The organism is Pseudonocardia sp. TMWB2A (genome assembly GCF_017312135.1).
Map to the genome: position 1 here is coordinate 3,254,280 of NZ_QKQY01000002.1, position 13,987 is coordinate 3,268,266.

At 75.9% G+C, this 13,987-nt stretch carries 7 protein-coding genes; 1 reads left to right on the forward strand and 6 read right to left on the reverse strand.

Translation table 11 applies throughout. The annotated features are described in order from the left end of the window. The first annotated feature begins 140 nt into the window (after positions 1–140). Complete coding sequence (locus DMP17_RS30225; RefSeq protein ID WP_226365385.1) at positions 141–566, forward strand: VOC family protein; 426 nt, start codon at positions 141–143, stop codon at positions 564–566. Here DMP17_RS30225 and DMP17_RS30230 read toward each other — a convergent pair. From DMP17_RS30230 to DMP17_RS30255, 6 genes are read right to left on the reverse strand one after another with little or no spacing between them, the layout of a single operon-like run. Then, positions 542–1,342, reverse strand: a complete 801-nt coding sequence (locus DMP17_RS30230) for a thioesterase II family protein (RefSeq protein WP_226356788.1) — start codon at positions 1,340–1,342, stop codon at positions 542–544. The genes DMP17_RS30225 and DMP17_RS30230 overlap by 25 nt on opposite strands. After that, positions 1,339–2,472 carry a class II histone deacetylase gene (locus tag DMP17_RS30235; protein ID WP_226365384.1) on the reverse strand — a complete coding sequence of 378 codons (1,134 nt, stop codon included), beginning with the start codon at positions 2,470–2,472 and terminating at the stop codon, positions 1,339–1,341. Before DMP17_RS30235 ends, DMP17_RS30230 begins: the two co-directional genes overlap by 4 nt. A 1-nt stretch (position 2,473) precedes the next feature. After that, positions 2,474–2,779 (reverse strand): hypothetical protein, encoded by a 306-nt coding sequence (locus DMP17_RS30240; RefSeq protein ID WP_208818543.1) that lies wholly within the window; start codon positions 2,777–2,779, stop codon positions 2,474–2,476. Between the two features lie 30 nt (positions 2,780–2,809). Then, the gene (locus DMP17_RS30245; RefSeq protein WP_337831291.1) at positions 2,810–6,748 is read right to left on the reverse strand and encodes an aminotransferase class I/II-fold pyridoxal phosphate-dependent enzyme; all 3,939 of its coding nucleotides are present in this window, start codon (positions 6,746–6,748) and stop codon (positions 2,810–2,812) included. Next, positions 6,745–7,863: a DNA alkylation repair protein gene (locus DMP17_RS30250; RefSeq protein ID WP_226356792.1), complete on the reverse strand. Its 1,119-nt coding sequence runs from the start codon at positions 7,861–7,863 to the stop codon at positions 6,745–6,747. The genes DMP17_RS30245 and DMP17_RS30250 overlap by 4 nt, the downstream gene beginning before the upstream one ends. 45 nt (positions 7,864–7,908) lie before the next feature. Further along, the gene (locus DMP17_RS30255) at positions 7,909–13,986 is read right to left on the reverse strand and encodes a beta-ketoacyl synthase N-terminal-like domain-containing protein (RefSeq protein WP_337831292.1); all 6,078 of its coding nucleotides are present in this window, start codon (positions 13,984–13,986) and stop codon (positions 7,909–7,911) included. Position 13,987: the final 1 nt, after the last annotated feature.

The window sequence follows — 13,987 nt, forward strand, 5'->3', positions numbered from 1 at the left end:
CGGGCCGGACGGACAGGGTGCGGCGTAGCCGCGCGACCGCCACGGCCGCGGTGCGCCCGGTCGAGATCGCCCATCCGGGACGGAGCGGACGCCGCGTCCCTCGCTATGATCGTCGGGTCTTCTGGACGACGGGGAGTGTCATGCGGCCTGCCAGTGTGTATCCGGTCCTGTGTACGGAGAAGATCGAACAGTCGAAGGACTTCTACGTGGGTCGCCTCGGCTTCGAGACGACGTTCGAGGCCGACTGGTACGTCAGCCTCCGGTCACCCGGCTCGCGTCCGTTCGAGCTCGCGTTGATCGCCCACGACCACCCCACGCTGCCGAGCGCCTACCGGCGGCCGGTACAGGGCCTGCTGGTGAACATCGAGGTCGACGACGTCGACGCCGAGTGGAAGCGGGTCGTCCTCGACGGCGGTGTGCCCGCCGAGCTCGAGCTGCGGGACGAACCGTTCGGGCAGCGACACTTCATCGTCGCGGACCCGAACGGTGTCCTGGTCGACGTCATCACCCCCATCGAACCCACGGCGGAGTTCGCGGCCCTCTACGCCGAGGACGCCACCGCCTGAGTGACGGTCGGCTCCACGCCCGGGTCTCCGCGCAGCGCGTCGACCAGGACCGGGACGACCACCTCCGCCACGGGGCGCCGGTACAGGTAGAAGTGTCCTCCGTCGAACGACAGGCGACGGAAGCCGGACGTCGTCTCCACCGACCAGAGGAACATGCGCTCGGCGATCACGATCGGGTCGTCGGTCGCGCAGAGCGCGACGATCGGGACCGAGGTACCGGTCGGTGGGCGGCGGTAGGTCTCCAGCGCCTCCAGGTCCGCCCGGATGGCGGGCAGCGAGGGGCGGAGCAGCCCTCCCACGTCGGCGACGCCGTCCGGTGCCCCGCCGATGCGGTGCACGTGCCGGACCAGCTCGTCGTCGGGTAGGCGGTGGGAGTAGGGCGGCCTGCTGGGGAAGCACGGCGGCTGCCGTGCCGACACCGCGACGAGCCGCGGCCCGGCTCCGCGTCGTTCGAGCGAGCGGGTGAGCTCGTAGGCCAGCACACTGCCGAAGCTGTGCCCCACGACGACGGTCGGCAGCGGGTCGCGCGCTGCGAGCGCGTCGGCCAGGGCCGCCACGATCGGCCCGGTCCGGCGGAGCGGCTCCTCCGCCGACCGTGTCCCGCGGCCCGGCAGCTGGGCGGCGAGCAGTTCCACGTCGTCCGGGACGAGCTCCATCCAGGACCGGAAGGCCGACGGCCATCCACCGGCGTGGGGCAGGACCACGATCCGGCCGACGGGCTCCGGCCGGTGCGTACGGCCGGACCGTCGTCCGAGCGCGGTGAGCCACCCGGTCACGACGCCACCGCCGCGGCCGAGAGCAGCGGGTGGTGCGTCCGGAGGTGGTCGAGGACGCGCCGCTGGTGCGCGGCGAGCCGCTGTCCCGGCAGGTTCTCCAGGGAGTGCAGGAACGGGTCGTCCGGAGCGGGCAGACCGGCGACCGCGGCGGCGACCGCGAGCAGCAGGGTGGGCTGGTACCAGGCCGAGTAGCCACCCTCGTGGGCCAGGACGATGCGCCCGGCGCAGAGCTCGTCCGCCAGCTCGCAGAGCGAGGTGACGACGCTGTGGAAGGTGCGGCTGGTGGCCATCATCCGGCCCATCGGGTCGTGGGCGCCGGCGTCGAGCCCCGCCGCGACCAGAACGAGGTCCGGGGCGAACGCGCGGGCGACCGGGGCGACGACCGTCTCCATCGCCGCCAGGTACCCGCCGTGCCCGGTGCCCGCCGGGAGCGGCACGTTCACCGTGGTGCCCGCCCCCGCACCGGACCCGGTCTCGGCGGCCGTCCCCGAGGCGGGCGGGAACAGTCCGTCCTGGTGCAGCGACACGTAGCAGACGTCCGGGTCCTCCCAGAACACGTGCTGCAGGCCGTTGCCGTGGTGGACGTCGAGGTCGACCACGAGCACGCGGCGCGCCCCGTTCCGCTGGGCGACCCGGGTGGCGACGGCGAGGTTGTTGAACAGGCACAACCCCATCGCCCGGTCGGGCTCGGCGTGGTGGCCGGGTGGACGGACGAGGCAGTAGGCGCGCCGGTGCCCACCGGCCAGGACCTCCCGGACGGCCGCGGTGCAGGCACCGACGGCCAGACGGGCGGCGGCCGCGCTGTGGTGCCCCGCGGGGGCGTACACCCCGGCGTCGCCGCCCCGGGCGGAGGTGGCCTCCACCCGGTCGACGTGGGCGCGGGTGTGGACGAGGAGGAGGTCCGCGTCGGGGGCGGGTGCGGGGGTGTGGCGGGTGAACCGGTCGAGGACACCGGACAGCCGGACGAGCCCCTCCGCACGCCGGAGGTCCGGGTCGACCGCGAACTGTCGCAGCGGCTCCACCCCCGGGCCGACCGGGAGGTGGCCACTGCCCGCGCCCGGGTCGTGCCAGAAGCACAACTCGTGCGAGAACCATGCCGGTGGCGGCCCGGCCGGCCCACCCGCGGTCATCTCAGACCGCCGCGCCGGCGCGGACGACCGAGACGCCGGAGACCCGGGAGATGTGCCCGGTGTGGAACTCCCGGTCCGCAGCGGGGGTCCGCTTGGTGGTCAGGACCGTGTCGAGCAGCGCCAGCACCTGCTCGGCCTCGGACGTCGTCGGTGCCCGGTCGCCGATCTCGGCCTCGATCTCGCGGATCCGTCCGGCCGGGGCGATGACCCCCGCCTCGTACTCGGCCGTGTCGTCGTTGTGGTTGCGCGTGCAGGCCACCGCCCGCAGCACGGCACCGAAGAACGCCTTGCCGTTGATCTCACCCATGATGATTCCCTTCGGGACGGAGTGGACGGTTCAGACGAGCCCGAGCCGGCGGCCGGCGCGGGCGAGGACCTCGACGGCGAGATCGATGTCGTTGTCGGTGTGGGACAGGTTCACGATGGTCCGCAGCCGGGGGAGGCTGCGCGGCACCGCCGGGTAGACGATGGGCTGGACGAACACGCCGTCGGCCTGGCACAGCCGGGCGAGGTCCTGGGCCTGGGCGTCGTCGCGGCAGAGCACCGGCACCACCGGCGACTCGCTGTTCAACGTGTCGAAGCCGAGCCGGTGCAGCGCGTCGCGGTAGCGCCCGGTGCGGCGGCGCAGCTGCTCGGCCATCCCCGGCGCGGCCGTCATGACCTCGACGGCGGCCAGCGCGGCGGCCGCGTTCGCCGGGGTGACGGCGGCGGAGAACATCCAGCCGCGCGCGTTGTTCTTCAGCGCGAACACCAGGTCCGCGGATCCGGCGACGTAGCCGCCCGCGCTGGGAACGGTCTTCGACAGCGTGCCCATCTTGATCGCCACCCGCTCCGGGACGATGCCGAAGTGCTCGGTGATGCCGCGGCCGGTCCGCCCGAGCACCCCCATGCTGTGGGCCTCGTCGACCATCAGCGGGGCGTCGTGACGCTCGCAGAGCTCGACGATGCCCGGCAGCGGGGCGAGGTCGCCGTCCATGCTGAACACGGCGTCGGTGACGACGAGCCTTCCGCCGTCGCCGGCCTGGCGCAACGCGCGCTCGAGGTCGTCGAGGTCGTTGTGGGCGTAGGTCAGGACCCGGGCCCCCGACAGCCGGTAGCCGTCGAGGATGCTGGCGTGGTTGTAGACGTCGCCGATCACCGTGTCACCGGGCCCCACCAGCGCGCCGACCGTGGCGACGTTCGCCATGTAGCCGCTGGAGTAGACGATCGCGTCCTCGGTGCCCAGGAACCGGGCGATCGCCAGCTCCAGCTCGCGGTGCAGGTCGAGGGTCCCCGCCAGCAGCCGGACGCCGTGTGCTCCGGTGCCGTGCCGGCGCACCGCCTCCTGTACCCGGGCCCCGATGTAGTCGTGCCCGATCAGGCCCAGATAGCTGTAGGAGGCGAAGTTCAGGTACCACCGACCGTCGAAGCGGATCCAGGAGCCCGTCTCCTCCTCGACGACCGGCTCGTAGAAGTAGCGGCCCTCGGCGACGACGGCCCTGTCCTCCCGGGACAGGTCGTCGATGCGGCGGTCGAGGAACCCGCCGGACGGCCGGTCGGTCAGCCTGCCCGGGAGGGTGCGTCCCGGGACCCCCGCGGGCGCGGCCGGGAGCGTGGGGGGCTCCGGGCGGCGCGCCGGCGCCGCGGGCCCGGGGAGTGTGTCCCTCCCGGCGGTCCGCGGGCCCGGCGCGGAGCCCGTGGGCGGCCCGCCCGCGGGAGACGCGGGAACGGCGGCCGGCGGGGGTACGGGGGCCTGCGCGGGACCGGAGGCTCCGGAGACCGCGACGGCGGGCGACGGGGCGGCGGACCCGTCCGGCCCGGTCCGGAACCGGTCCCAGTCCGGCCGGAAGGCCGCGGGGTCCGGCGTCGTCGACCGCTCGTCCCGCGGGGCGGTCCCGCCGGTCTGCGGCGCGGGGTCCGGCCCGCCGGTGGCGGAGACGGGCGAGGGCCCGCCGCCGGCCGCGGGCGTGGCGACCGGCGTGGGCGTGGCGACCGGTGCGGGTGGGGCGAGGGGCGTGGTGGTCGCGGCGGGGGGCGGTCCGAGGTGGTCGAGGAGGTCCTGCACCCGGGTGAGCTCGAACAGGAGTGCGGGGTCCACCTCGTAGCCCGCCTTCGCCAGGCCCGCGGTGATCTCGACGGCCATCATCGAGTCCAGCCCGAGCTCGAGCAGGTCGTCGCCCGGCGCGACCGCGGGCAGGTGCATCGTGGAGGTCAGGATGGAGCTCACGGACGTCCACGCCTCCGTGGTGCCCAGCGTGCTGGTCATCGGTTCGTCCTTCGGTCGGGCGGGTGCGGACAGGACGTACTGGCCGGGCGGGCGGCCCAGCACCTCGGACAGCAGGGCCAGACCCGCGTCCGGTTCGAGCGCCGGGATGCCGCGGGCCGCGGCCGCGGCGACCACGTCCTCGCCCATCCCGGCGTTCCACAGGCCCCAGTCGAGGCTCCACCAGCGCTCCCCGTCGGAACGGCGGCGGGCGGCGTAGCCGTCGAGGAAGGCGTTCGCGGCGGCGTACGCGCTCTGCCCCAGGTTCCCCTGGACCGCGCTGATCGAGCCGAACAGGACCACCGCACCTGGGCGGTGGTCGCTGTCGAACAGCGCGTCGAGTGCCTGCACACCGGAGATCTTGGGGGCCAGGACCTGCGCGATCCGCTCAGGAGTGAGCGTCCGGGCCAGACCGTCCCGCAGCACCCCGGCCGCGTGGACCACCAGGTCGAAGCGGTCGCGGCCCAGAGCGGGGTCCGGGTCGGTGACGTCGGTGGTGAGCACCCGTACCTCGCACCGCCCACGCAGCCGGTCGACCCGGGCCGCCCGCCCGCCCGCGGGCGGGGTGCGCCCCACGAGCGTGAGGTGTGCGCACCCGAGTGCGGCGAGCCGCTCCGCGGTGAGCAGCCCCAGCCCGGTCAGACCCCCGGTGACCAGGACCCGCTGTCCCCGCGGCTCGAACGGCGGCCCCTCCGCGGGGCCGGCCGGGCTCGCGTGCGGGACCAGGTGCGCCCCGTCGCGGAAGCGGTGCTCGCCGCCGTCGTACGGGACGGTGGGCGGTGCCGTCGGCGCGGACGTGTCGAGGTCGACCAGCGTGACCGGTGTCCGGGGGTGCTCGGTGCGCACCGAGCGGAACAGTCCCCACAGCGCGGTGTGGGACGGGTCGGGACGCACGCCGTGGGCGTCCCGGGTGAGCACGGTCAGTGCCGGGAACGGCCGCGCGGTGGCCAGCACCCGTACCAGTGCGGCCGCCTGCTGCACCACGGCCGAGGGGTCCTCGCCACCGGCCGGGGCGTACACGACGAGCCCCGGCGGGTCGTCGGCCAGCCGGGCCCGCAACGTCCCGTCGGCGACGGCGTCGAGACCGAGACGTCCGACCGGCCCCGCGGGCCCGGGGACCTGACCCAGGACCAGCGTCCGCGGGGGCGTCGACGGCGCCGGGGGAGCCGTCGCGGCACGCCAGCCGGGGACCGTCGTCGCACCGGGCGGGCGACCGGGCGCGGTCCCGGTGGCCGGCCGGGGCCGGGGGACGGCGGGCCGGTCCGGACCGCCGGGGACGGCCCGCAGCACGATCCGGTCCAGCTCGAGGACGACCTCACCCTGTTCGGTGCAGACCGTCGCCCTGCCCCGGCACCCTGCCGCGTCCGGGCCGCCCGGGGTCCGTTCGACGAGGGCGAGCAGCGTGCCGCGGACCGGGCGCCGGACCGTGACCCGCCCGATGTACCACGGCAGGCACGGACCGGCCGCCCCGTCGTCGAGCAGCCCGAGCCCCTGGAGGACGGCGTCGAGCACGGCCGGGTCGACGACGGCGCCCGGCTCGGCGGCCGCGGGGCGCAGCACCCCGAACAGCCGGTCGCCGTCGCGGCGCAGGGAGCGGATCACCCGGTACCGCTCCCCGTAGGCGATCCCGCTCCCCGCGCGCCACCCGTCCAGGACCGCCAGCGGGGTCTCCGGTCCGGCGGAGGCCTCCATGGCGGCGGTGTCGAGATAGGTCGGAGGGGGCAGCGGGGCGCCGGCGGCGACGGCGCGGGCGTGCAGCCGGGCCGGTGCGACCGGGTCGGCCGCGGGGCGCGAGCGCAGGGCGAGCGCACCGTCGTCGGCGACGTCGACGCCGAGCTCGACCCCGCCGTCGCCGACGGTGAGCGGCTCGGCCAGCACCACGTGCTCGAGCCACCACCGCCGCGACGACCGCCCGGCGCCGACGGCCTGCAGCATCAGGTCGATCTGGGCCGCCGCCGGCAGCACCCCCACCCCGCCAATGCGGTGGTCGGCGACGACCGGGTCCTCGGCGGTGACCGTGCGGCGGCCGGTCATGTGACGAGCTCGAATCCGTCGCCGGCGACGACCCGCCCGTTGACCTGGAGATCGACGACGTGGGTGCCGGGGTAGTACCGGCGGGTCGTGACCTCGCGGACGGGGTGACGCTTCTCCAGCACCCGGCTCTCGCCGGGCCCGAGCTCGACCGCGGCGAGCTTGAACACCTTGGGCAGGGTCCGCCCGTTGCCCCGCACGTGGTGCACCACGTAGTCGACGGCGACGGTGTGCGCCCGCCGGTCGGTGTTGCGGATCTCGGCGCGCAGGGTGACCGACTCGCCGAGCCGGATGGTGGCCGGGCTGAGCACCAGCCGGTCGGCCCGGACGTGCTCCCCGCCGGTCACGCCGGACAGGGCGAGCGCCCGCTGGTCCCCGTTCTTCACCAGCACCCGCAGCGCGTGCCTGCTGATCCACCCGGTCTCCGGGGTCGGGCTCTCCACCGCCCAGCGCTCCAGCACGTCCAGCACGGAGTCCGGGTGGTCGCGGGCGATGTCGTTGAGGTTGTTCGCGACCGACTTGCGGACGTAGGGCGACGGGTCCGAGCGCAGCACCTCCAGGACCTCCAGCACCGGAGCGGGGTCCTCGACGAACCGGTGCAGGGTCCGGGCCCACGGCAGCCGCGGCCGGATGCCCTCGCTCGCCAGACGTCGCACGTTGAGGCTGGGTGACCCGGCCCAGGACCGCACCCGGTCCATCGTGGCGTCGTGGTGGCGGTCCAGGTAGGGACGGATCGCGTACTCGCCGGTGTGCCTGCGGGTGATCTGCTCGATCGCGTCGAGCGACTCCTCCGGATGACCGAGGCCGTGGTCCTCCACGAACCGGGCCACCGGCATCAGGTACCAGCTGGTGTTGAACATGCCCTCGCCCTCGCCGAGCTCGTCGCCGAGCACCGACAGCAGGATCGCGAGTGCCTGCGGGTAGTCCCCGGGCAGCCTGGTGCGCAGGCCGTCGGACAGGACCCGGACGCGGTCCTTCAGCTCGAGCGGGGGCACCAGCGCCCCGACCTCGGCCACGTAGCCGTCGAGGTCGAACGGCGGGTGCACCTGTGCCACCAGGTCGCCGAGCAGGCGGGCCGCCCCGCTGTCGAAGTGTCGCTTCAGGCCGTACTCCGTCATGGACGTACTCACTCTCCGGGGTCGCTGGGGAACCGTGCGTCGACGCTAGAGGCTCGTCCTATCGGTCAGCTTTCGCTCCTGTCGTCCGGTGTCCCCGTCGCCGACCCAGTAGCGGCTACGGGCGAACGGGAACCGGGGGAGGTCCGCGATCCCGGGGCCGGGCCGCCGCGGCGCCCCCGCCGGGTCGATGTCGGGATCGGCGGTGTTGTGGTGGTCGCACAGGTGGCGGTGCAGGGTGTCGTCGCGTCCCCGCGCGAGGGTCGAGCGGACGAACCCGGCCTCCGGGGCCAGGTCCGCGGCCAGCCGGGCGAGCACGGGCTGGGGCCCGATCTCCCAGTAGCCGGCCGGGGCCGTGCGGTGCACCTCCGACAGCGCCTCGTGGAACAGCACCGGTGTCACGAGGCCGTCGGCCCAGGTCTGCGGGTCGGTCGCGGTCGCCGCGGTGTGCCGGGTCCCGGTCACCGTCGAGGTGAAAGCGATCTCCGGCGGCCGCAGCCCCGACGTCGCGAGCTCGGCCCGCAGCGCCGGGACCGCCCCCGCCATGTCCCGCGAGTGGAAGGCGTGGCTGACGCTCAGCGGCGTCACCGCCACCGGTCGTGCGGCGGCGGCGAGGCTCGTCCGCAGGGCCGCGACACGCTCGCGCGGTCCGGCGACGGCGGTGTTGGACGGGCCGTTGTGCGCGGCGATCTCCAGCTCCGGGTGGTCCCGCAGCAGCCCGGCGACGGTCGCCCGGTCGGCGTGCACCACGGCCATCGAGCCGGTCGCCGGCCGGTCGAGCATGGCCCGTCCCCGGCAGGCGGTGACCCGCATGAGCTCGGGCAGGGCCAGGCAGCCCGCGGCCCAGGCAGCGGTGAGCTCACCGACGCTGTGCCCGATCACGTGCCCGGGGCGGACCCCCCAGGAGTCCAGCAGCCGGACCAGGCCCACCTGGACCGCGACGATCGCGACCTGCGCATGGTCGGTGCGGGTCAGCACCCGGGCCTCGGAGTGGAACAGCAGGTCGTGCAGCCCGACCGTGAGCCAGGGCGCCAGCAGGGACGCGCAGTCGTCGACGGCCGCGCGGAACACCGGCTCGTCGCGGTAGAGCACGGACCCCATGCCCGGGTACTGCGAACCCTGCCCGGTGAACAGGAACACCGGCGGTCCGCCCGCTCCCGTACCGGCCCGGGCGACCGGTGCCGCGTCCGGAGCGGTCGCGGCGACGGCGTCGAGACGCGCGGCGAGCTCGGCGCGTGTCGTGCCGTGCACGGCCACCCGGTGCCGCTGGCGGGCCCGGCCCGCGCAGGCCGTCCACGCGACGGCCGCGAGGTCGTCGTCGCCGGGCAGGGCGGCGACCGTGCGGGCGTAGCGGCCGGCGAGGTCGCGCACCGCGTCCTCGGTCGGCGCGGACACGGTCACCACGTGGTTCCGTCCGGCAGGGGCGGCAGCACGGTCGGCGACGGCGGGTTCCTCCAGCACGACGTGGGCGTTCACCCCGCCCATGCCGAAGGCGGACAGCGCCGCCCGGCGGGGCCGGCCGTCGACCCGGTGCCAGGGCAGCGGGTCGACGGCGGGGAAGAAGGGCGTGTCCTCGAACCGGATGTGGTCGTTCGGCCTGGTCAGGTGCAGGGTGGGTGGGATCGTCGCGTGCTCGAGGGCGAGCAGGACCTTGACCAGCCCGGCCAGCCCGGCGGCGGGTTCGAGGTGGCCGATGTTCGACTTCACCGAGCCGATCGCGCAGAACTGACGACGGTCGGTGTGCGGACGCCAGGCCCGGGTCAGCCCGTCGATCTCGATCGGGTCGCCCAGGCTGGTGCCCGTGCCGTGCGCCTCGACCAGCGAGATGGAGTCGGGGGACACGGCGGCGTCGCGCAGGGCCGCGGTGATGACGTCGCGCTGGGCGGTCGGGCTCGGGGCGGAGTAGCGGCTCGTGCGGCCGCCGTGGTTGACGGCGGCGCCGATGACGAGTCCGCGGACCCGGTCGCCCTCGGCGGCGGCGTCACCCGCGCGGCGCAGCACGACCGCGGACGCGCCCTCGCCGGGGACGAACCCGTCGGCCTCGGCGTCGAAGGCGGCGCACCGGGCCCTCGGGGAGAGGGCCCGCATCGCCCCCATCGAGGTGAAGTACTCGGGGCTGATCGCGGCGTGCACCCCCGCGACCACGGCGGTGTCGATGTCGCCGGACCGCAGGTGCGCCAGGGCGGTGTGCAGCGCGACCAGGGCCGACGAGCACAGGGTGTTGACGACCATGCTCGGCCCGGTCCAGTCCATCAGGTGCGAGAACCGGTTCGGGATCATCGCCTCGAGGCCCAGCCCCCGGCCGTCGCCGACGCCCAGCCGGGCGCGTTCCTCGTGGTAGTGGTCGTGGCTGTAGGCGATCCAGAGTCCGGTCCTGCTGCCCTCGGCGCGCGGACCGATCCGGCCACCGTCCTCCAGCGCCTCCCAGATCGTCTCGTAGACGATCCGCGCCTGTGGGTCGATCATCGGGGCCTCGCGCGGCGAGATGCGGAACGGTGCCGGGTCGAACCGGTCGATCGACGGCAGGAACGACGCGCGGGGCCCGTCCCCCTCGTGGCCGGTCCACCGTCCGGGTGGGAGCCCGTCGACGGTGTCGACCCCGTCGCGCAGCAGCTGCCACATCTGCTCGGGTGTCGAGGCGCCGGGCACCCGGATCGCCATCCCGACCACAGCGACGTCACGCGACGGGTCCCGGTCCGTCCGCCCGGCCGGATCCGGCTCGGCCGGGGCCACCGCCGCCGGTGCCGCCACCGGTGCCGCCGCGGGTGCTGTCGCCGCCGGCGGGGTGGCCGCCGGAGACGGTGTCCGGGTGGGGGCCGCGGGTGGGGGTGTCCCGGCGACGGGAGGCCGCCCGGTCCCGCCGCTCCCGGCACCGGGGGTGACGGGCCGCTCGCTGCGCAGCGCGCGCACCAGCGCCGGTGCATCCTCGGCCAGGAACGCGGCGAACCGCTGCGGGGTCGGGAACTCGAAGAACACCGTCGGGTAGAGCGACAGGTCCCGTTCGCGGGACAGACGCTCGCTCAGCTCCACCAGCCCCACCGAGTCGAAGCCCGCGGAGAGGAACTCCTCGTCCGCGGCGTCGCGGCCGAGTCCGGTCTCGGCCAGGAACCAGTCCAGCACCACGGCGGGCGCCGGCCGCCCGTCCGGGCCGGACGGGTCGCCGGCCTCCGCGGCCTTCGCGGTGACCGGAGCCGGGGCCGGCGCGGCCGCCGGAGCCCGGGCGGGCCCGTCGGCCGTCCGCACGGACGCCTCCGTGTCGGCCTGCGGGGCGAAGGCCGTGGGCGGAACCCGCTTGGAGGAGATGTCGCGCAGGACGAGCAGGACCTCGCCCTCGTCGTCGGTGACGGTCTGGGTGACCCGGCACGCCTCCTCGTTCCAGAAGCCGACCCGGGTGTGGACGAACGCGGCCCGCTCCAGCGACCCGTGCACCTGCACCGCGCCGATCGACAGCGGGATGAACACCGGTGCGTCGGCCCGGCCGGCGATCGGGTGGTCGAGGTCGAGCGCGGCGATCGTGACGCTGTCGAGGAGCCCCGGGAACAGCTCGACGTCGGCGTCGTTCCAGCGGCGCTGCCGTGCGCCCTCGATGCGGGCGAGCGTGCCGTCGGGGACGGCCGCGACCCAGGAGATGTTGCGGTAGTAGCGGCCGTGCCGGTAGCCGAGCGCCCGCAGCCTGCGGTACAGCGTCGTGCCGGACCGCAACGGCCCGCAGGTCCCCAGCAGGGGAGCGAGGTCCAGCCGGTCCGGTGGCCCCCCGGCGCCGGGGAGGTAGCGCCCGTGCGCGTACGGCCCGTCCGGGCCGCGAAGCTCGAACGCGCCGTCGCCGGTCGCCCGGCACGTCACGAGCTCCGGGTGGGGCGCGCGCAGCGGGCGGTGGAAGACCAGGTCGGCCAGCCCGCCGAAGCCGCCGGTCGCGGCGACCGCCCCGGCCCGCAGCAGGTCGAGCCAGGCCATCCCGGGCAGCATCGCCGTCCCGAAGACGGAGTGCTGGGCGATAGGGGTCTCACCGGGGCCGTGGAGACGCTCGAACGCGAATCCGTCCGGACCCTGCGGCTCCAGCACCCGCAGCGGCCCGCCGGGCGTGGCCGAGCGCTGCGGTTCCCGCAGGTCCAGCACCCGTCCGTCGGCCTGGGCGACGGGCACGTCGGCCCGCCGGAACCAGCGGCCACCGCGATGGCCGTCCCAGTCGAGGTCGTGTCCGTCGGCGTACAGCGCGGCCAGGACCGCGTCGAGCCGTCGGACGAGGTCGTCGGGGCCGGTCGTGCCGTCGAGGGGGCCGGGACCGCCGATCGGGCTCCCGGTGGCCAGCAGCGCCGCGACCGTCGCGGTGGGGTCCGGGTCGTCGCCCAGCGCGAAGGCGGCGGCCGCGGCGCCCGGGCCCTCGGCGGGCAGCGCCGCGCCGGGTGCCCCCAGTGCGGCCAGCGCGACCGGCCAGGCGATCGCCCCGCAGAGAGCGGCCCGGCGGCCCCCCCAGCCGTCGACCGGGTCCCCGGTCGCCGCGACGAACCGGTCCACCAGACGTGCCACGGCCGGCACGTGCGCCGACAGCCAGGGCAACCACCGCGCGGCGTCGCCGCCCGGCACCGACGGCGCGGTGGCCCGCCGCGGTGCGGGCCCCGGCCCGGTACGCAGCAGGGTGCGTCGCAGGGCCGCGCCGAGTGCGTCGGCGTCGTCGCCGCACACGGCGACACGCACGGCGCGGTGCGGCCGGGACAGCCTGCTGGTGGCGCAGGCGTCGTCGAGCCCGTCGCCGAGCCGGGGGAGTGCCTCGAGCCACTGGGCCGCCAGCTCGCGCAGTCCGTCGTCGGTCCGTGCGGACAGCGTCAGCACGAACGGTCCGGTGCCGACCGACGGCGGCGCGGGGGCCGCCGCGGTGACCACGGCGTGCACGTTCGTGCCGCCGAACCCGAACGCGCTCAGCCCGGCGCCGCGGACCGGGACGGCCGGCCACGTCTCGGCGGCACCGGTCAGCCGCAGCGGGCCGCCGTCGATCTGCAGACGCGGGTTCGGCTGCTCGACGCCCACGCCGGGGAGGACCCCGTCGCCGAGCGCGCAGAGCAGCCCCGCCAGGCCGGCGAGACCGGCGGCGGAGTGCAGGTGCCCGATGCGGCGCTTGAGCGAACCCAGCGCGACCGAGCCCGGCGCGACCCCGTGCCGGGTGAACACCTCGGTGAGGGCGCGGACCTCGATCGGGTCGCCGATCGCGGTGCCGGTGCCGTGCGTCTCGACCATCTGCACGGTGGCGGGGTCGACCCGGCGGTAGACCTCGTCGAGGAGCTCGACCTGGGCCTCCAGGTTCGGGGTGGTGACCCCCATCGTCGCGCCGTCGTTGTTGGCGGCGACGTGCGCGACGGTCCCCAGCACGCGGTCACCGTCCCGCCGCGCCGCGGCCAGCGGTTTCAGCACCAGCGCCACCGCGCCCTCCCCGGGCACGTAGCCGTCGGCGCGGCGGTCGAAGGTGCGGCACAGCCCGTCGGCGGACAGCGCCCCGGCTCCGTCGAGCAGCCGGTAGGTGAGGGGGTCGACGAGCAGGTCCACCCCGCCGACCACGGCCAGGTCGCAGTCACCGCTGCGCAGGCTCAGCCCTGCCAGCCACAGGGCGGTCAGCGACGACGAGCACGCCGTGTCGACCACCAGCGCCGGACCCGCGAGGTCGAGCCGGTCGGCCAGCCAGGCCGCGGCGAAGTTCTGGGACCGGCCCCACAGCGTCGCGGCGGGGGGTCCGGCGGGGACCTGCGGGCCGGGCGTGCCCGCGTCGTAGCCGTAGGCGTTCATCCGGCCGCCGACGAAGACCCCCGCCCGCAGGCGTCGGCGACCCCGGTACCCGGACTCCTCGAGCGCACGGGCACCGACCTCCAGCATCACCCGGTGCTGCGGGTCGATGCGGACCGCGTCCTCGGCGGACAGACCGAACGCCTCGTGGTCGAACGCGTGCGGGTCCTGCAGGAACGCGCCCCGCAGATCCGGGCGCGGGAGCAGCTCCGGGGCCCAGCGCGCGGCCGGGACCGGCGACACCGTGACGGTGTCCCCGGCCAGGAAGGCGCGCAGGTCGGTGACGTCCTCCGCCCCGGGGAGCCGGACGGCCAGTCCGATGACGGCCAGGTCGTGGGTCGGGTGGTCGGTCATG